This is a genomic window from Streptomyces sp. NBC_00045, from assembly GCF_045041095.1.
Classification (GTDB): Bacteria; Actinomycetota; Actinomycetes; order Streptomycetales; family Streptomycetaceae; genus Streptomyces.
In genome coordinates, this window is the sequence record NZ_CP108271.1 from 7,115,114 (window position 1) to 7,133,387 (window position 18,274).

15 protein-coding genes and 1 pseudogene are annotated in these 18,274 nt (G+C 72.9%); 9 read left to right on the forward strand and 7 right to left on the reverse strand.

The genetic code is table 11. From position 1 onward, the window contains the following. The first annotated feature begins 59 nt into the window (after positions 1-59). From OHA65_RS32905 to OHA65_RS32925, 5 genes are all read left to right on the forward strand, one after another. Positions 60-764 (forward strand): succinate dehydrogenase, encoded by a 705-nt coding sequence (locus tag OHA65_RS32905; RefSeq protein WP_327279773.1) that lies wholly within the window; start codon positions 60-62, stop codon positions 762-764. A 2-nt stretch (positions 765-766) separates the two neighbouring features. Then, the gene (locus tag OHA65_RS32910; protein ID WP_327279774.1) at positions 767-2,746 is read left to right on the forward strand and encodes a fumarate reductase/succinate dehydrogenase flavoprotein subunit; all 1,980 of its coding nucleotides are present in this window, start codon (positions 767-769) and stop codon (positions 2,744-2,746) included. Continuing rightward, entirely contained in the window at positions 2,743-3,492 is a 750-nt protein-coding gene (locus OHA65_RS32915) for a succinate dehydrogenase/fumarate reductase iron-sulfur subunit (RefSeq protein ID WP_405757997.1), read from the forward strand. Before OHA65_RS32910 ends, OHA65_RS32915 begins: the two co-directional genes overlap by 4 nt. Before the next feature lie 181 nt (positions 3,493-3,673). Next, on the forward strand, positions 3,674-5,443 hold the full coding sequence (locus OHA65_RS32920) for a Stealth CR1 domain-containing protein (RefSeq protein ID WP_405758000.1): 1,770 nt from the start codon (positions 3,674-3,676) through the stop codon (positions 5,441-5,443). An 85-nt stretch (positions 5,444-5,528) separates the two neighbouring features. Continuing rightward, on the forward strand, positions 5,529-6,182 hold the full coding sequence (locus tag OHA65_RS32925; protein ID WP_327279777.1) for a hypothetical protein: 654 nt from the start codon (positions 5,529-5,531) through the stop codon (positions 6,180-6,182). A 51-nt stretch (positions 6,183-6,233) separates the two neighbouring features. On the opposite strand, the gene OHA65_RS32930 is transcribed toward OHA65_RS32925, so the two are convergent. Next, on the reverse strand, positions 6,234-8,627 hold the full coding sequence (locus OHA65_RS32930; RefSeq protein ID WP_405763040.1) for an ABC transporter: 2,394 nt from the start codon (positions 8,625-8,627) through the stop codon (positions 6,234-6,236). Positions 8,628-8,654: 27 nt separating this feature from the next. Beyond that, on the reverse strand, positions 8,655-9,662 hold the full coding sequence (locus tag OHA65_RS32935) for an LLM class flavin-dependent oxidoreductase (protein ID WP_327279779.1): 1,008 nt from the start codon (positions 9,660-9,662) through the stop codon (positions 8,655-8,657). Positions 9,663-9,715: 53 nt separating this feature from the next. On the opposite strand from OHA65_RS32935, the gene OHA65_RS32940 reads away from it, so the two are divergent. Next, entirely contained in the window at positions 9,716-10,210 is a 495-nt protein-coding gene (locus tag OHA65_RS32940; protein ID WP_329315310.1) for an HAD family acid phosphatase, read from the forward strand. 143 nt (positions 10,211-10,353) lie between these two features. Here OHA65_RS32940 and OHA65_RS32945 read toward each other — a convergent pair whose 3' ends face one another. Continuing rightward, positions 10,354-10,569, reverse strand: a complete 216-nt coding sequence (locus OHA65_RS32945) for a dodecin (protein WP_327279781.1) — start codon at positions 10,567-10,569, stop codon at positions 10,354-10,356. Positions 10,570-10,733: 164 nt separating this feature from the next. Between OHA65_RS32945 and OHA65_RS32950 the strand changes: the two genes are divergently transcribed. From OHA65_RS32950 to OHA65_RS32960, 3 genes and pseudogenes are all read left to right on the forward strand, one after another. After that, positions 10,734-11,996: an extracellular solute-binding protein gene (locus OHA65_RS32950; protein WP_405763043.1), complete on the forward strand. Its 1,263-nt coding sequence runs from the start codon at positions 10,734-10,736 to the stop codon at positions 11,994-11,996. A gap of 169 nt (positions 11,997-12,165) precedes the next feature. After that, the gene (locus OHA65_RS32955) at positions 12,166-13,008 is read left to right on the forward strand and encodes a GNAT family N-acetyltransferase (RefSeq protein ID WP_405763044.1); all 843 of its coding nucleotides are present in this window, start codon (positions 12,166-12,168) and stop codon (positions 13,006-13,008) included. Beyond that, a pseudogene (locus OHA65_RS32960) lies at positions 13,005-13,532 on the forward strand (lysophospholipid acyltransferase family protein); the annotation flags it as partial. The gene OHA65_RS32955 and the pseudogene OHA65_RS32960, both read left to right, overlap by 4 nt. A 239-nt stretch (positions 13,533-13,771) precedes the next feature. Here the strand turns inward: OHA65_RS32960 and egtD are convergent. The 4 genes from egtD to egtA are packed head-to-tail and all read right to left on the reverse strand — an operon-like array spanning position 13,772 to position 18,229. Continuing rightward, positions 13,772-14,806, reverse strand: a complete 1,035-nt coding sequence (egtD, locus tag OHA65_RS32965) for an L-histidine N(alpha)-methyltransferase (protein ID WP_405763046.1) — start codon at positions 14,804-14,806, stop codon at positions 13,772-13,774. After that, positions 14,803-15,561 carry an ergothioneine biosynthesis protein EgtC gene (gene egtC / locus OHA65_RS32970; RefSeq protein ID WP_327279784.1) on the reverse strand — a complete coding sequence of 253 codons (759 nt, stop codon included), beginning with the start codon at positions 15,559-15,561 and terminating at the stop codon, positions 14,803-14,805. Before egtC ends, egtD begins: the two co-directional genes overlap by 4 nt. After that, positions 15,561-16,901 (reverse strand): ergothioneine biosynthesis protein EgtB, encoded by a 1,341-nt coding sequence (egtB, locus tag OHA65_RS32975; protein WP_405763048.1) that lies wholly within the window; start codon positions 16,899-16,901, stop codon positions 15,561-15,563. Before egtB ends, egtC begins: the two co-directional genes overlap by 1 nt. After that, positions 16,901-18,229, reverse strand: coding sequence for an ergothioneine biosynthesis glutamate--cysteine ligase EgtA (gene egtA / locus OHA65_RS32980; RefSeq protein WP_405763050.1), 1,329 nt, complete (start codon positions 18,227-18,229; stop codon positions 16,901-16,903). Before egtA ends, egtB begins: the two co-directional genes overlap by 1 nt. Between the last annotated feature and the right edge of the window lie 45 nt (positions 18,230-18,274).

Below are 18,274 nucleotides of genomic sequence, written 5' to 3' on the forward strand. Positions count from 1 at the left end.
CGAGATCAGCAGCATCATGTCTTGGACCTCTCGGGACTTTGGTCTTTACCGTCGATGGCATGGCTCTGGCAACGCGGACGGGCCGACGACCGTCCACCACGCGCACGCTCTGGGACTCCACCGTCGGCAAGAAGTCCGTGATGGCGGTGTCCGGGCTGATCATGCTCGGCTACCTCGTCGTGCACATGCTCGGCAACCTCAAGATCTTCTTCGGGGCGGACGAGTTCAACGGCTACGCCCACTGGCTGCGCACCCTCGGCACGCCATTCCTGCACCACGAGTGGGCCCTGTGGATCGTCCGGGTGGTCCTGGTCGCCGCAGTCGTCGCCCACGCGGTGTGCGCCTACCAGCTCAGCCGCCGCGACATCAAGGCGCGCCCGGTGAAGTACGCCCACAAGCGCCGCCGCGCGAGCTACGCCACCCGCACCATGCGCTGGGGCGGGATCATCCTCGCCCTGTTCATCGTCTGGCACCTTCTCGACCTCACCACGCTCACCGTCAACGAACGCGCGTGGGCCGGCCACCCCTACGAGAACGTCCTCGCGACCTTCTCCACCTGGTACGGCAACACCGTCTACATCGTCGCGATGGCCGCCCTCGGCCTCCACGTCCGCCACGGCTTCTGGAGCGCCGCCCAGACCCTCGGCGCGGGAAATGCCCGCCGCGAGCGGACGCTGAAGTTCCTGGCCAACGCCCTCGCCCTCGTCCTCTTCGCGGGCTTCGTGTCCGTGCCCGTCGCCGTCATGACCGGAGTGGTGAGCTGACCGTGAACACCGACCCCGCGGCCCACACCGCCCACACCGCGTACGCCGACTACACCACCGGCGAGCCGATCGCCGACACCAAGGCCCCCACCGGCCCCATCGCCGAGCGCTGGGACCGCCGCCGCTTCGAGGCCAAGCTCGTCAACCCGGCCAACCGCCGCAAGCACACCGTGATCGTCGTCGGCACCGGCCTGGCGGGCGGCGCGGCCGGCGCCACCCTCGCCGAACAGGGCTACCACGTGGTCCAGTTCTGCTTCTCCGACTCCCCGCGCCGAGCCCACTCCATCGCCGCCCAGGGCGGGATCAACGCCGCCAAGAACTACCGCAACGACGGCGACTCGGTGCACCGCCTCTTCTACGACACCGTCAAGGGCGGCGACTTCCGCGCCCGCGAGTCCAACGTCCACCGCCTCGCCCAGATATCCGTCGAGATCATCGACCAGTGCGTGGCCCAGGGCGTCCCCTTCGCCCGCGAGTACGGCGGCCTCCTCGACACCCGTTCCTTCGGCGGCGTCCAGGTCTCCCGCACGTTCTACGCCCGCGGCCAGACGGGCCAGCAGCTCCTCCTCGGCGCCTACCAGGCACTGTCCCGACAGATCGCCGCCGGCAACGTCGAGATGCACGCCCGCACCGAGATGCTCGACCTGATCACGGTGGACGGCGTGGCCCGCGGCATCGTCGCCCGCGACCTGATCACCGGCCGCATCGACACGTACTACGCCGACGCCGTGGTCCTCGCCTCCGGCGGCTACGGCAACGTCTTCTACCTCTCCACCAACGCCATGAACTCCAACGCGACCGCCGTCTGGCGGGCGCACCGGCGCGGCGCGCACTTCGCCAACCCCTGCTTCACGCAGATCCACCCCACCTGCATCCCGCGCACGGGCGACCACCAGTCCAAGCTCACCCTGATGAGCGAGTCCCTGCGCAACGACGGCCGGATCTGGGTGCCCAAGGCCAAGGGCGACACCCGCCCCGCCGCCGAGATCCCCGAGGCGGAGCGCGATTACTACCTGGAGCGGATCTACCCCTCCTTCGGCAACCTCGTGCCCCGCGACATCGCCTCCCGCGCCGCGAAGAACGTCTGCGACGAGGGCCGCGGCGTCGGCCCCGGCGGCCAGGGCGTGTACCTCGACTTCGCCGACGCCGTCCGTCGCATGGGCCGGGACGAGGTCGCAGAGAAGTACGGCAACCTCTTCGAGATGTACGAGCGGATCACCGCGGAGAACCCGTACGAGGTCCCCATGCGGATCTACCCCGCCGTGCACTACACCATGGGCGGCCTGTGGGTCGACTACGACCTCCAGACCACCGTCCCCGGCCTCTTCGCGATCGGCGAGGCCAACTTCTCCGACCACGGGGCCAACCGGCTCGGCGCCTCCGCCCTGATGCAGGGCCTCGGCGACGGCTACTTCGTGCTCCCCTCCACCATCAACGACTACCTGGCCCGCCACCCCCACCGGGAAGCGGTCGACGACACCCACCCCGAGGCCGCGGCCGCGGTCCGCGAGACCCGCGACTGCCTCGCCCAACTGCTCGCCGTCGACGGCGACCGCACCCCCGACTCCTTCCACCGCGAGATCGGCGAGCTCATGTGGGAGTACTGCGGCATGTCCCGCACCGAGGAGGGCCTGCGCAAGGCGCTGGACCGGATCCCGCAGATCCGCGAGGAGTTCTGGAAGCGGATCAAGGTTCCGGGCAGGGGCGAGGAGTTCAACCAGTCCCTGGAGAAGGCCAACCGCATCGTCGACTACCTGGAGCTCGCCGAGCTGATGTGCCTCGACGCCCTGCACCGCGCCGAGTCCTGCGGCGGCCACTTCCGCGAGGAGTCCCAGACCCCGGACGGCGAGGCCGCCCGCCGCGACGAGGAGTTCGGCTACGCCGCCGCCTGGGAGTACCGCGGCACCGGCGCTGCCCCCGTCCTGCACAAGGAAGACCTCGTCTTCGAGTACGTCCACCCCACCCAGCGGAGCTACGCATGAGGCTCAACCTGCGCGTCTGGCGCCAGCAGAACCCCTCCACCCCCGGCGCCATGGTCACCTACGAAGTCGACGGCATCTCACGCGACATGTCGTTCCTGGAGATGCTCGACACCCTCAACGAGGACCTCATCCTGCGCGGCGAGGACCCGGTCGCCTTCGACCACGACTGCCGCGAGGGCATCTGCGGCGCGTGCAGCCTCGTGATCAACGGCGACGCCCACGGTCCCGAGCGCACCACCACGTGCCAGCTGCACATGCGGTCCTTCGCCGACGGCGACACCATCGACGTCGAGCCCTGGCGGGCCGCCGCCTTCCCGGTGGTCAAGGACCTCGTCGTGGACCGCGGCGCCTTCGACCGGATCATCCAGGCCGGCGGCTACATCACCGCCCCGACCGGCTCGGCCCCCGAGGCCCACGCCACCGCCGTGCCCAAGGCCGACGCCGACTCCGCCTTCGAGCACGCCGAGTGCATAGGCTGCGGGGCCTGCGTGGCGGCCTGCCCCAACGGCTCCGCGATGCTCTTCACCTCCGCCAAGATCAACCACCTCAACGTGCTCCCGCAGGGCTCGCCGGAGCGGGAGACCCGCGTGCTCGACATGGTGGCCACGATGGACGACGAGGGATTCGGCGGCTGCACCCTCACCGGCGAGTGCGCCACGGCCTGCCCCAAGGGCATCCCGCTGCCGTCCATCGCCGCCATGAACCGCGAGTGGCTGCGAGCGGTCCGGGGGAAGGGAGGAAGCTGAGAAGTGCCTGTGAGACGGGGATGAACGGACTCCAAGCCCTTGCGTGAAAAATGAACGAAGGGAAAGGTGGGAGTGAACGAGGCATCCGCCCCTGCCCGCCGGACGGCGCCACACCCCCCCACGCCGGGTGCCGCCCGCATCCTCGGGTGCCGCATACCGGCGCCGTCTCGTGAGGTCGTATATGCAGGGCCTGTCCCGTCTCCCCCTTCCCGTCGGCCTGCGCCGGATCGTACGGACGCTGCGCAGGCCCGGCGGCGTACCGAAACAGCCGGACGCCGCCCAGCGGGAGCGCATCACCGCGAGCGGGAGCCAGCCGCCGCCCCCGCCCGGCCGGGCCCGTGAGGACGAGCTGCTGCAGACACTGCCGGGCCTGGTCCGCCACCGCGGCCGGCTCGCCCGGGTCCGTGACGACCTGCTGCCCGCCGCCGCCCGGGACGCCAATCTGACGGTTGTCGCGCAGGCCCTTCGGGCGGCCGCCGTCCCGTACGGACTGGTCCCCGACGGTGGTCTCCGGCACCGGGTGGCCATCGCCCCGGAGGACCGCGCGGCCGCGCTGAAGGCCTGCGCCGCGGCCTTCGTCGGGCTCCCGGTGTACGCCCGCCTCCTCGGCGACGGCGAAGACACCGAGGAGGTCCTCGCCGAAGCACTCCCCGAAACGGTCGCGGCCCGGGAGTGCGGGCCCGTCGACGGCCCCCACCCGAAGACCAAGGGCATCCGTCTCTTCCAGCCGGCCGTCACCTCCGGCCGGACCCTGGCCTACGGCCCCGAAACCGGCTGCGACCTGGAGTTCTGGGAAGCCGCCGAGTCGGGCACCGGTGCGATCGCCGGACTGCGCGAAACCCCGTACGGCTGGTGGGTGCCCACTCTCCGAGCCACCTCCACCACCCGCGTCGACGGCCGCGACCACCCCGTCGTAGACGCCTTCGCGGGTCGCTTCCCCGACGACATCGACTTCCCCGTCGACGCCGTGATCACCTGGGTCGACGCCTCCGACCCCGCCTGGCGCCGCCGCCGGAACCGCGCCGCCGCGGCCGAGGCCGACACCGGTGACCGCGCCCTCGTCGACCATGCGGAGAACCGCTATCGCGACCGCGGGGAACTCCGCTACTGCCTGCGCTCCATCGCCGCCCACGCGCCCTGGATCCGCCGCGTCTTCATCGTCACCGACGACCAGACCCCGCCCTGGCTCGCCACCGACCACCCCCAGGTCACCGTCGTCGGCCACCGCGAGCTGTTCGCCGACCCCACCGGCCTCCCCGTGTTCAACTCCCACGCCATCGAGAGCCAGCTCCACCGCATCCCCGGCCTCGCCGAGCACTTCCTGTACTTCAATGACGACATCTTCCTCGGCCGCCCCCAGCGCCCGCAGAACTACTTCCTCTCCTCCGGCCTGCCCAAGGTCTTCCACGACCAGCGGGCCGTGGCCCCCAGCGCGCCCGGCGCCGATGACGACGACGTCTTCACCGCCTCCCAAAAGGCCACCCGCCACGCGGTGGAACAGGCCGTCGGCCGCACCTACCCGCACATCCTGGCCCACACCCCGTACCCGCTCAGCCGCTCCCTCTTCGCCCACGTCGAGGAGCGGCTGCCCGGCCGGCTCGCCACCACCAGCCGCTCGGTGTTCCGCAGCGCCGACGACCTCGCCCCCGTCACCCTCGCCTCCCACCTGGCCCTCGCCGACGGCCGCGCCGTCGAAGGCGAACTGCGCCACGCGTACGTCAGCACCGGCCGGACCGAGGAGATCGCGCGGCTGCCCGGCCTCGCGGCCGACCGCCGGGCCGACGCGTTCTGCCTCGCCGACGACGACGCCGCCCCCGGACTGTCCCCCCGGGAGCAGCAGCGCGCCGTCAGCGCCTTCCTGGAGGCGTACTTCCCGGTGCCCTCCCCTTACGAGACGTGCGGGCCCCACGAGACGCGCGGGCCGTACGAGGAGCCTCGGCCGATCGGCTGATCCGATCGGCCGACCGGGCGCTCGTGACGGCGGTACGCCGCGCCGCGCCCCGCGGGCGCCCGGCGGGTGGGGAACAGTGGGCACCATGCCACAAGCCCCCGCCGGGTCCGGACCGCGCCGCCGCACCCTCCTGGCGGCCGCCGCCCTCGCCCCGCTCGCGGTGGCCGGCTGCTCCGCGGAGGACCCGTTCGCCGCCGCGGGCCACGGACCGCAGCCCACGCCGAAGGACGCTCTGGTCATGCTCATCCGGCATGCGGAGCAGCCGTACGCCGGGGACACGGGCGAGGACGCCGACGGCAACGAGGACCTCGGGTCCCTCGCCGGGCGCGGCCGCCGCCGGGCCGAGGAACTGCACCGCCTCTTCCCGCCCGCCGGCGGTTCGACGCTGCCCCGTCCCGCGGTCGTCTTCGCGGCCGGCGGCCCGGCCGGAGCGCCCGCCCGCTGCCGCCAGACGGTCGAGCCGCTGACCGCCGCCCTGCGCACCCGCGTGCGCGGAGAGTTCGCCGTCGGCGCCGAGGAGGCCCTGGCCCGCGCCGCGCTCGCCGCCCCCTCGCCCGTACTCGTCTGCTGGGACCGGGCCGGCGCCCCCCGCCTGATCCGCGCCCTGGGCGCCCACCAGGTGCTCGGCGTCCCCGCCGCCTGGCCCGACCGCTACGACCTGGTGTGGATGTTCACCCGCCGACAGGGCCGGTGGACCTTCCGCGAGCTCCCGCAGCAGCTGCTCCCGGGCGACGCGTAGCCCCTCCCCCTCGCTCTCGCCCCGCACGACGGGCGCCGCGGACGACAGGTGTTACGGCCGGCCCAGCGCCCGCGCGAGATGGGCCGCCGTCCGGCCCGCGCCGGCCGCCGCGACCTGCGCCGGCGTGCCCGCCGCGACGATCCGGCCACCGTCCGCGCCGCCGCCCGGACCCAGGTCGACCACCCAGTCCGCGCCCGCCACCACCTCCATGTCGTGCTCCACGACCACCACCGAGTGCCCGGCGTCCACCAGCCCGTGCAGCTGCCGCAGCAGCACCCGCACATCGGCCGGATGCAACCCGGTCGTCGGCTCGTCCAGCACGTACAGGGTGTGGTCGCGGCGCTGGCGCTGGAGCTCCGTCGCCAGCTTGATCCGCTGCGCCTCGCCGCCCGAAAGTTCGGTGGCCGGCTGCCCCAGTCGCAGATAGCCCAGCCCGATGTCCTCCAGCGCCCGCAGGCTGCGCGCCGCCGCCGGGACCTGAGCGAAGAAGGCGGCCGCGGACTCCACCGTCAGGGCCAGCACCTGCGCGATGTTCAGCCCCTCGTAGGTCACGGCGAGGGTCTCGGTGTTGTACCGGGCCCCAGCGCACTCCGGGCACGGGGCGTACGTGCTCGGCAAGAACAGCAGCTCCACCGACACGAACCCCTCGCCCTGGCAGGTCTCGCACCGGCCGCCCGGCACGTTGAAGGAGAACCGGCCCGCCTTCCAGCCACGCGCCCGCGCCTGCGGCGCCGCCGTGAACAGCTTGCGCACCACGTCGAACAGCCCCGTGTACGTGGCCAGGTTGGACCGTGGGGTCCGCCCGATCGGCTTCTGGTCCACCTCCACCAGCCGCCGCACCGGGAACCCCGGATCCGCGAGCCGTTCCCCGACCTCCCGGGCGAGCACCTGGCCCACCAGCGTGGACTTGCCCGACCCCGACACCCCCGTCACGGCCGTGAACACCCCGAGCGGGAACTCCGCGTCCACACCCCTCAGGTTGTGCCGGTCGACACCGGTGAGCCGGACGCAGCCGTTCGCCCCGCGCACCCGCCGCCGGGGCTCCTCCCCGCCGGCGGCGAACAGGTGACGTGCCGTCGCCGACCCCGCCACACCGGCCAGCCCCTGCGGCGGCCCGCTGTAGAGCACCCGCCCGCCGTGCTCGCCGGCCAGCGGGCCCACCTCCACCAGCCAGTCCGCGTGCCGCACCACATCCAGGTGGTGTTCCACCACGAACACCGTGTTCCCCGCGGCCTTCAGCCGGTCCAGTACGCCGAGCAGCGCCTCGGTGTCGGCCGGGTGCAGCCCCGCCGACGGCTCGTCCAGCACGTACACCACCCCGAACAGCCCGGACCGCAGCTGCGTCGCCAGCCTGAGCCGCTGCAGCTCGCCCGCCGACAGCGTCGGCGCGGTCCGGTCCAGGCTCAGATAGCCGAGCCCGAGCTCCATGACCGGCCCGATCCGCGACCGCAGGTCCTGCGCGAGCACCCGGGCCGCCTCCCCGTCCGGGGGCGCGGTGGCCAGTACGCCGTCCAGCGCGGTCAGCGGCAGCGCCGCCAGCTCCGCGATCGTACGGCCCGCGTACGTCACGGCCAGCGCATCCGGCCGCAGCCGCCGCCCCTGGCACACCGGGCACGGGGAATCGACCAGGAACCGCTCCGCGCGGGCCCGCAGGGTGGCGCTCTTGCTGTCCGAGAAGGTCCGCATGACGTAGCGGTGGGCGCTCATGTACGTTCCCTGGTAAGGCCGTTGGATCCGGTCCGCGTCGCGCACCGGATGCACCGTGACCACCGGATGCTCCTCGGTGAACAGGATCCACTCGCGGTCCTTCGCCGCCAACTCCCGCCAGGGCGCGTCCACGTCGTACCCGAGCACCTCCAGGACGTCCCGCAGGTTCTTGCCCTGCCACGCTCCCGGCCAGGCGGCGATGGCGCCCTGACGGATCGACAGCCCCGGATCCGGCACCAGGAGTTCCTGGCTGGTGCGGTGGATGCTGCCGAGACCGTGACAGGAAGGACAGGCGCCGGCGGCTGTGTTGGGGGAGAAGGCGTCGGAGTCGAGCCGTTCGGCACCCGGCGGATAGGTTCCGGCGCGGGAGTACAGCATGCGCAGGGAGTTCGACAGCAGCGTCACCGTCCCGACCGAGGACCGCGAGCCGGGGGAGGAGCGCCGCTGCTCCAGCGAAACGGCCGGCGGTAGACCGGTGACCGAGTCCACCTTCGGGGCGCCGATCTGGTGGATCAGGCGGCGGGCGTACGGGGCCACCGACTCGAAGTACCGGCGCTGGGCCTCGGCGTAGAGCGTGCCGAAGGCCAGGGAGCTCTTCCCGGAGCCGGAGACCCCGGTGAACACGGTCAGCGCGTCGCGCGGGACGTCCACGTCGACGCCGCGCAGATTGTGCTCCCGGGCGCCCCTTACCCGTACGAAGGAGTCGCGGTCGGCCTCGGGCGCAGTGGAGTGGTGCATTCGCCCCAGTTTACGGGTCTCCCCGGATCAGAGCCCGGCCGGTCCGGTCAGCCCGGCCAGCCCCGCCAACCGCTCGAAGGAGTCCAGCAGTGCCGTGCGGTCGTACGTGGAGGTGGTGACCAGCAGTTCGTCCGCGTCCGTCAAGGCGGCCACCTCGGCGAGCTGCGCCGCGACCTGCTCCTCCGTGCCGTGGACGTGCCCGGCGAGCCCGCCCTCGTACAGCTCCCGCTCCTTCGGGGTCATGTCCAGGGCCTCGACCTCCTGCGCCGGGCGCAGTGGCGGGAAGCTTCCCCGGGTGCGGGAGTGGGCGAGGGACCAGGCTTCCGGGACCAGGATGCGCCGGGCGGCCTCCGCGGTCGGCGCCACGGCCACCGTTCCCGAGACGACCACGTACGGCTCGGAGCCGCCGGCCGAGGGGCGGAACTCCGCGCGGTAGCGCTCGATGATCTCCGTGACCCGGTCCCGGGCCCGCAGGTCGCCCACCACCAGCGGCAGTCCGGCCCGGGCCGCGATCCCGGCGCCCTCGCCGGTGGCCAGCACGTACGCCGGGATCCGCAGCCCCTCCGCCGGACGGGCGTGCACCTCGGGATGCGCCTGTTGGGTGCCGTCCAGCCAGCCCAGCAGCTCCGCCAGCTGCTCCTCGAACCGGTCGGCGTCCCCGGTGTCGCGGCCCAGTGCCCGCCGGATCCCGCCCGTGAAGCCGACCGAGCGGCCGAGCCCCATGTCGATCCGGCCGGGGAACAGCGACTCCAGCACCCCGAACTGCTCCGCGACCACCAGCGGTTGGTGGTTGGGCAGCATCACCCCGCCCGTGCCGACCCGGATCCGCCGGGTCGCCCCGGCGACGGCCGCGGCCAGGACGGCCGGCGCGGAGCCCGCGACCCCGGGGACGCTGTGGTGCTCGGACACCCAGAACCGGTGGTAGCCGAGCCGCTCGGCCGCGCGTGCGAGCTCCACGGTGTCGCGCAGTGCCTGCGCGGGCGGGTGCCCCTCGCGGGTGCGGGACCGGTCCAGGACGGAGAGTCTGCGTATCACACAAGGCTGTAACGCACGCGCGCCGTCAGGATTCCCTGCCTACTCTGACCCGCATGAGTGAGCGCAACGACCGCCGGCCGCTGGCCGTCTTCGACATCGACAACACCCTGGCCGACACCGACCACCGCCAGCACTTCCTGGAGGGCCGCCCACGGGACTGGGAGGGCTTCTTCGGTGCGGCGCCGGCCGACCCGCCGCTGGCGCGCGGGGTGGCACTGGCGGTGGAGCGCGCGGCCGACTGCGAGATCGTGTACCTCACCGGCCGTCCGGAGCGGTGCCGCGCGGACACGGTGGAGTGGCTGGCCCGGCACGGGCTGCCGGAGGGCCGGCTGTGGATGCGCGGGAACCAGGACCGCAGGCCGGCCCGGACCACCAAACTGGAGGTGTTGCAGCGGCTCGCCCGGGGCCGGGAGGTGCGGATGCTCGTGGACGACGACGAGCTCGTCTGCCAGGCGGCGCGCGCCGCGGGCTTCACGGTGGTCCTAGCGAACTGGGCGGCGGACGCGCCGGAGCTCAAGTCCGCCCAGGAGAGCGAGGGCCGCACCTGAGGCCGCACTTCGGACCGTGCCGGCTCCCGGCCGGTCGACGGCCTGGCGGCCCGGGCCCGCCGCCGGCGTAGCGAACCCCGGCCGGTCGACGGCGTAGCGGAACCCGGGCCCGCCGACCGGCCGGCCCGGGTCCGCCGACCGGGTCAGTCTTCGCCGTCGAGGCGGAAGCCGACCTTGAGCCCCACCTGGTAGTGCGCCACGGCGCCGTTCTCGATGTGCCCGCGCACCTGTGTGATCTCGAACCAGTCCAGGTTGCGCAGAGTCTGGCCCGCCCGGGTGATCCCGTTGCGGATGGCCTGATCGATGCCCTCGGGGGAGGTGCCGACGATCTCGGTCACCCGGTAGGTGTGATTGGACATGGGGGTCTCCCGACGGTGGGGTCTTGTGCCTCGTTCCACGGTGCCCCAGTAAGTCCAATTCCGCGAACTTTGTGCGAACAGTCCCGAGTGAAAGGCCCTTGACCCGCCCATTGGTCTATGCCAATTTCAAGCCATCCGAGATCGGCCTCCAGAAGGTGACCTTCGTGAAGATGCGCTTCCTCGTCGTGTGCACGGCCCTCGCGGCCGCGACCGCCCTCACCGGTTGCAGCCTGCTGGGAGGATCCGCCGACGGGAAGCAGAAGGTGACGCTCTGGCTCATGAAGGACAGCGCCTCGGAGGCCTTCATCACGGACTTCACCGCCTCCTTCGAGCGGGAGCACCCCGGCATCGACCTGGACGTCAAGATCCAGGAATGGACGGGCATCGGCGAGAAGGTCAACGCCGTGCTCGCCGGTAAGGGCAGCGAGAGCGCCGACGTCATCGAGGTCGGCAACACCCAGGTCGCCCAGTACATCGAGACCGGCGGCCTGTCCGAACTCACCCTGGAGGGCCTGCGCGAGTGGGGCAGCAGGGACTGGCTCAAGGGCCTATCCGACCCGGGGAGCATCAACGGGGCCCAGTACGGAGTCCCCTGGTACGCCGCCAACCGTGTGGTGATCTACAACAAGGACCTCTTCGCGAACGCCGGGATCAAGACCCTGCCCAGGAACCGGCAGGAGTGGATCCAGGCCACCCAGAAGCTCGACAAGGGCGACCAGCAGGGCATCTACCTGGCCGGGCAGAACTGGTACGTCCTGTCGGGGTTCATCTGGGACGAGGGCGGCGACCTCGCCGTGGAGACCGGCGGACAGTGGGTCGGCACCCTCGACGACGAGAAGGCCCTGGCCGGGATGACGTTCTACAAGCAGCTCCAGGCCCTCGGCGACGGCCCGAAGAGCGCCGACGAGGAGACGCCCCCGCAGTCCGACGTCTTCTCCCGCGGCGACGTCGCCCAGATCATCGCCCCGCCCGGCCAGGCCGCCGCGATCGAGGCCGCCAACCCCGCCCTCAAGGGCAAGCTCGGCTTCTTCCCCGTCCCCGGCAAGACCTCGGACAAGCCCGGCGCCGTCTTCACCGGCGGCTCCGACCTGATCATCCCCGAGCGGACGGGGCACCGGGCCCAGGCCGTCGACGTGATCACCGCCCTGGTCAGCGAGAAGTGGCAGACCGAGCTCGCCCGCACGATGAGCTACGTACCGAACAAGACCACCCTCGCGCACCTCGTCGACGGCAACGAGGGCGCCGCGACCATGGCCGTCGGAGCCGCCCAGGGCCGGGCCACGCCGAAGTCCGCCCGCTGGGCCGAGGTCGAGGGCAAGAACCCGATCAAGCCCTACATGACGGCCGTGCTCACGGGCCAGAACCCCGAGGAGGCCGCCAAGGCGGCATCGGAGACGATCAGCAAGGTCCTCAGCTCCGACCGCTGAGCACCGCCCGGCCCCGCCCGCCCCGCGGCCCCGAGCCCGCCGAGTTCAGCGTTCGCACATCCAAGTGCCGCTGAGCGGTCATGTCGAATCCAGCCGGTCACGGAAGAAGTAAAGGAGCCAGGACGGCACGCCTGCCGGCCTGGCTCCCGTGCCCGGATCAGGAGCCGCAATGACCATCGCCCCCCTGTCCCCGTCCACCCTTCCCCCCTCCGCCATCACCCCCGTCACCCCCGCACCCGTCCCCGCGGCCGCACCCGTCACGGCACCCGCAGCCCTCCCCGCCACCCCCCGCTACGCCGTCCGCCTCGCCCGCAGCGAGGACGAGGTGCGCGCCGCCCAGCGCCTGCGCCACCTGGTCTTCGCCGGAGAGCTCGGCGCCCGCCTCGACGGCCCGGAGCCGGGCCTCGACTCCGACGCCTTCGACGCCTACTGCGACCACCTCCTCGTCGTCGAGGAAGAGACCGAGCAGGTCGTCGGCACCTACCGGCTGCTGCCCCCGGAGCGCGCGGCCGTCGCCGGCCGCCTCTACTCCGAAGGCGAGTTCGACCTCTCGGCCCTCGCCCCGATCCGCCCCGACCTCGTCGAGGTCGGACGGTCCTGCGTCCACCCCGACCACCGCAACGGCGCCGTCATCGCCCTGATCTGGGCCGGCCTCGCCCGCTACATGGACCGCTCCGGCCACAACTGGCTCGCCGGCTGCTGCTCGATGCCGCTCGCCGACGGCGGGGTCCTGGCCGCAGCCACCCGCGAGAGCGTCCTCACCCGCAACCTCGCCCCCGAGGAGTACCGGGTCACCCCCCACCTCCCCTGGAACGCCGAAGGCATCACCTTCCCGGCCCGCACGGAGCTGCCCCCGCTGCTCCGCGGCTACCTGCGCCTGGGCGCCTGGGTGTGCGGCGAGCCGGCCCTCGACGCCGAGTTCGGCTGCGCCGACCTGTACGTGCTGCTCTCCCTGCGGCGCACCAACCCGCGCTACCTCAAGCACTTCCTCTCGCTCGTCCCGGCCGCATGAGCGTCTGGCTGCCCACCTCGCCCTGCACCCCCGAGGCCTGCGCCGGCCACGACGGGCACCGTGCGAGCCCCGCCCGCGCGGCGCTCCGGCTCACCGCCGCCGCCGCCCTGATCCTCCTCGGGATCCTCGGCTTCCAGCCGCTCAGGCTGCTCCGTACCCGCCCCCGCCAGGCATTGGTGAGGGCCTGGGCGACCGCCCTGGTCCGCTCCTTCGGCATACGGATCACCGTGCACGGCAACCCCGGCCCGGGCGGCGGCCGGCTGATCGTCGCCAACCACATCTCCTGGCTCGACATCGCACTGGTCGCCTCCGTCATGCCCTGCCGGATGCTGGCCAAGAGCGACATCCGCGACTGGCCGGTGCTCGGCCCGCTCTCCCGACAGAACGGCACCCTGTTCATCGAACGGGAGCGGATCCGCGCCCTCCCCGACACCGTCGACGCCATGACCGGCGCCCTGCTGGCCGGCGACCGCGTCACCGTCTTCCCCGAGGGCAGCACCTGGTGCGGCCGTGCCCGGGGGACCTTCCGGCGGGCCGCGTTCCAGGCCGCCCTGACCGCCCGGGTCCCCGTACAGCCCGTACAGCTCGCCTACCGGCTCCCCGACGGGAGCCCCGCCGGGGCGCCCGCCTTCGTCGGGGACGATCCGCTGACCGCCTCCCTGTGGCGGATCGCCCGGGCCCGCGGGGTGCGGGCCGAGGTCCGGCTGCTGCCGCGGATCCCGCCGGGCCGCCACGCGGACCGGCGGGAACTCGCGGCCGCGGCTCAGGCGGCCGTCGCCGCGGACTCCGTACCCGCCCCCGCACTGCTCGCGGGCGTGCCGGCCCAGCCGACCGCGCCGTCCGCTACCGACAGGGACAGTGCGAAGCGACCCTCCGCATCCGTCCACCACTGGGTCAACTCAAGCCCTGCATCGGCCAGTTCCGCCCGTACGCCCTCCTGACGGAACTTCGCGGAGATCTCCGTCAGGATCTCCTCACCCGCCTCGAACGGCACCACCAGATCCAGCTCCCGGACCTTCACCACCAGCTCCGACCGGGCCCGCAGCCGCATCTCGATCCACTCCTGCTCCCGGTTCCACACCGCGACGTGCTCAAAGTCGTCGGTGCGGAAGTCCGCACCCAACTCCCGGTTGACGACGGCCAGGACGTTCTTGTTGAACTCGGCCGTCACCCCCTGCGCGTCGTCGTACGCGGCCACCAGCGCGGCCTCGTCCTTCACCAGGTCCGTCCCCATCAGCAGCGCGTCCCCGGGCGACAGCATCGCCCGTACGGACGCCAGGAACACGGCACGCTCCGGCGGCAGCAGATTGCCGATCGTGCCGCCGAGGAACACCACCAGTCGGGGCCCCGGGGAATCCGGCAGCTTCAGCGGCTTCGTGAAGTCGGCCACCAGCGCGTGCACCCGCAGCCCCGGGTGCTCCGCCAGCAGCGTCCCGGCGGCCCCCTCCAGGGCGCTCCCGCTCACGTCCACCGGTATGTACGTGTGCAGCGCGGGCATCGCTTCGATCAGGTGCCGGGTCTTCTCCGAGGAGCCGGAACCCAGCTCCACCAGCGTGCGCGCCCCGCTCGCCGAAGCGATCTCCCCAGCCCGCGCCAGCAGGATCTCCCGCTCGGCGCGCGTCGGATAGTACTCCGGCAACCGGGTGATCTCCTCGAAGAGTTCGCTGCCCCGCGCATCGTAGAACCACTTGGGCGGCAGCACCTTGGGGGACACCGTCAGCCCGTGCAGGACATCGGCGCGCAGCGCGGTGTCGGCGGAGTGCTCGTCGAGGGTGCGGGTCAACTGGAATTCGCTCACTGCGGGTTCTCCTTCAGCGGGGTCAGGTCGACCCGTGTGCCACGGGCGGTCAGCAGGGTCCGGTCGGGTACTTCGCACCAGCGGGAATCGTCGTCATAGGGCTCGGACGCCACCACCGTGCGCTGCGCCTGCGCGTCGGCCAGGTACCAGAGGGAATCGCCCCAGGCCGTCGCCGCGATGCCCGTGCCGTCGGTCAGCAGCAGGTTCAGTCGGGAGCCGGGGGCCACCGCCTCGAACTCCCGCACCGGTTCGGCGAGCGCCGTGCCGAGATCGTCCCCGCGCTGCAGGCGGTGCAGCACCAGCGCCCAGATCAGCGCCGAGTCCGTGCCCGCGGCCAGGGACAGCAGTTCCACGGGCGGCAGGGCGGCCGCGATCGGCGCCGCCACGTCAGGCCAGTCCCGTACCGCGCCGTTGTGGCTGAACAGCCACGGCCCCGAAGCGAAGGGCGCCGCCGCGGCCTCCCCGTCCGCTCCGAACACGGTGGCGTCCCGTACGGCGGCCAACGCGGCCCGCGTACGCACCACACGCACCAGATCGGCGAAGTTCAAATCGCCCCAGATCGGCCCGGCCCGCCGGTAGCGGGCGGGAGCCGGGTCGCCCTCCGCGTACCAGCCGACACCGAAACCGTCGGCGTTGACCGTCCCGTGGCGCTGGCGCCGCGGCTCCCAGGACTGCCGCACGAGCGAATGCTCCGGCTCGCTCAGCAGCCGCGCCAGCGGCACCTCCTGCCCCACGAACGCGATATGACGGCACATCAGACGTCCCTCGCGGTCCGGAAGCCGGAGAAGATCTGCCGGCGCACGGGCAGGTCCCAGTTGCGGAACGTGCCCCGGCAGGCCACCGGATCCACGGCGAACGAACCACCGCGCAGCACCTTGTGCTCCGGGCCGAAGAACACCTCCGAGTACTCGCGGTACGGGAACGCCCGGAACCCCGGGTACGGCAGGAAATCGGAGGAGGTCCACTCCCACACGTCACCGATCAGCTGGCGCACCCCGAGCGGGGACGCCCCCGCCGGATAGCTGCCCGCCGGAGCCGGGCGCAGATGGCGCTGGCCCAGGTTGGCGTGCGACGGCGTCGGATCCTCGTCACCCCACGGGTACCGGGTGGCGCGCCCGGTCGCCGGATCGTGCCGGGCGGCCTTCTCCCACTCCGCCTCCGTGGGCAGCCGGCGCCCCGCCCAGCGGGCGTACGCGTCCGCCTCGTACCAGCTGACGTGCAGCACCGGCTCATCGGCGGGCACCGGCTCGGTCACGCCGAAGCGGCGGCGCAGCCACTGCCCGGCCTCCCGGCGCCAGAACAGCGGCGCCTCGATCCCGTGCCGACGTATCTGCTCCCAGCCTTCGGGGGCCCACCAGCGCTCGTCCCGGTAACCGCCGTCCGCGATGAACGCCTGGTACGCGGCGTTGGTCACCGGCGCCGTGTCGAGCCAGAACGCCCCGACGTCCCGGGTGTGCGCGGGCCGCTCGTTGTCCAGCGACCACGGCTCGGCCGACGTGCCCATCGTGAACGGACCGGCGGGCACCAGGACTTCGGCGGCGGCCGGCGGCGCTCCCTGCGGCGGATCCGGATCCGGGGCGGTCAGCGCGGGCTCGCCCAAGCGCAGCTGATGGGTGATCAGCATGGTCTCGTCGTGTTGCTGTTCGTGCTGGGCGATCATCCCGAACGCGAAGCCGTCGTCCAGCAGCGCGGAGCCCTCCAGCGCGGTGCGCTCCAGCAGGTCGAAGACCCGGCCGCGCACCTCGGCCGTGTAGCGGCGGGCCTCAGCCGGCCCCAGCAGGGGCAGCTTCGGCCGCTCGGAACGCGGATGCTGGAACGCGTCGTAGAGCGGGTCGATCTCGGGGCGCAGCGACTCGTGCCCGGCGACGTTGCGCAACAGCCAGAGCTCCTCCTGGTTCCCGATGTGCGCCAGGTCCCACACCAGCGGGGACATCAACGGGGAGTGCTGCGCGATCAGGTCCCGGTCGCTCACCGCGTCGGTGAGCAGCGCCGTACGGGCACGGGCCGCGGTCAGCGCCGCGAAGGCCCGCTCGCGCAGCGCCGCGGGCGCACGGTCCGGGGCATCGGTGGAATCCGCGGCAGGTGTAGTGGTCATCAGTGCGCCCCCGTTCCGGTCAGCTGCCGATGGCCGTCGTCGGCGGGACATCGACCGCGCAGTACGTAGCGTTCGTTGAAGGCGTCGACGGTGTCCTGGACGTGCTGGCTCGCACCGAGCCGCGGCAGCGCCTCGGCCGCGGCTCGGAAACACGCGACCGCAGCCGTGCGCAGCTCCGGATCGGCCAGGCCGTGCCGGGCTGCGGACTGCCACAGGGGATTGCGCGGCGCGGGCCCGGACCCGTGGGTGTCGGCCAGTGCCTTCGCCGCCCGGTACGCGCTCTCGGCCGCTTCCGGGTCGTCGAACAGCGCGTGGATGACGGCCACCGGCACCAGCCAGCCGTCGTCGCCGGGTTGGGCGTCGATCATCCGGAACTCCAGGTGGCCGCGCGGGCGCACCGGCGGGAACAGCGTCGTCAGGTGGTACTCAAGGTCCTCGGCGGTGGGCGGCCGCAGGAGGGGGGAACCGGCGCCGGCGCCGGCTGCCGCGCCGTCGGTCCGGAGCCAGTCGCGGAAGGTCAGCCCGCGCGGGGCCGCCCACGACCCGCCGTCGGGCGCGCGCAGGCACATCACCTCGGTGTCCAGCGCGTGCCGGGTCCACCCGGCCCGCGGTTCGGTGTCCGGTGGCGGGGCGAGCGCGCGCCGACTGTCGATGTCCCGCCAGATCCCCTGTCGGGAGCACCGCCAGCCGGCGTACGGGCCCTCGTGCGCGGGGGAGTTGGCGAAGGCCGCCACGAACACGGCGCCCAACAGATGGGCCAGCCGCCAGCGCCGGCCGTACCCGAGGGGGCCCGGTTCCTCGTGCCCGGCGTCCACGCAGACCTGCACGGAGGCGGAGGAACGCATCATCGCGCGCCCGGCGGGGCCGGTGCGGTCGAAGTAGATCTCCATCGCGTCGTAGCGCGGGCTGTGCAGCAGTCGGCGCAGCGGCCGGCGCGCATCGCGGCCGGTCCCGCACAGGACCAGACCTCGGGCCCGCAGGGCGGCCCGTACGGCGGTGAGATCGGCTTGTAGGCCGTCCACGCAGCCGGAGAGGGAGGGGGCGGGGGCCGAGCTGAGCTCCAGCTGGCCGCCGGGCTCGATGCTGAGCCGGGACTGCAGGGTCAGGGCGCGGGCCGCGTCGTGCGCGGCCGTCAGCCGGTTGGGCGGCAATATCTCGCCTGGCCGCTCGGCGTCCAGGACGAGCCATTCGAGCTCGGCACCGAGGGTACGGGGCGGGCCCGTCTTGAAACAGATGCCGTGGACCAGGTCCTCGGCGGCGGTTTCGCTGAGCGCGGGTGAGGCGCCCGGGGTCTGAGGGGCTGGTGGTGCGGACGAGTCCAGAGGCATGGCCGGGTCTCCTGTCCAATGATGTGACTTGACCATGCCTACCCG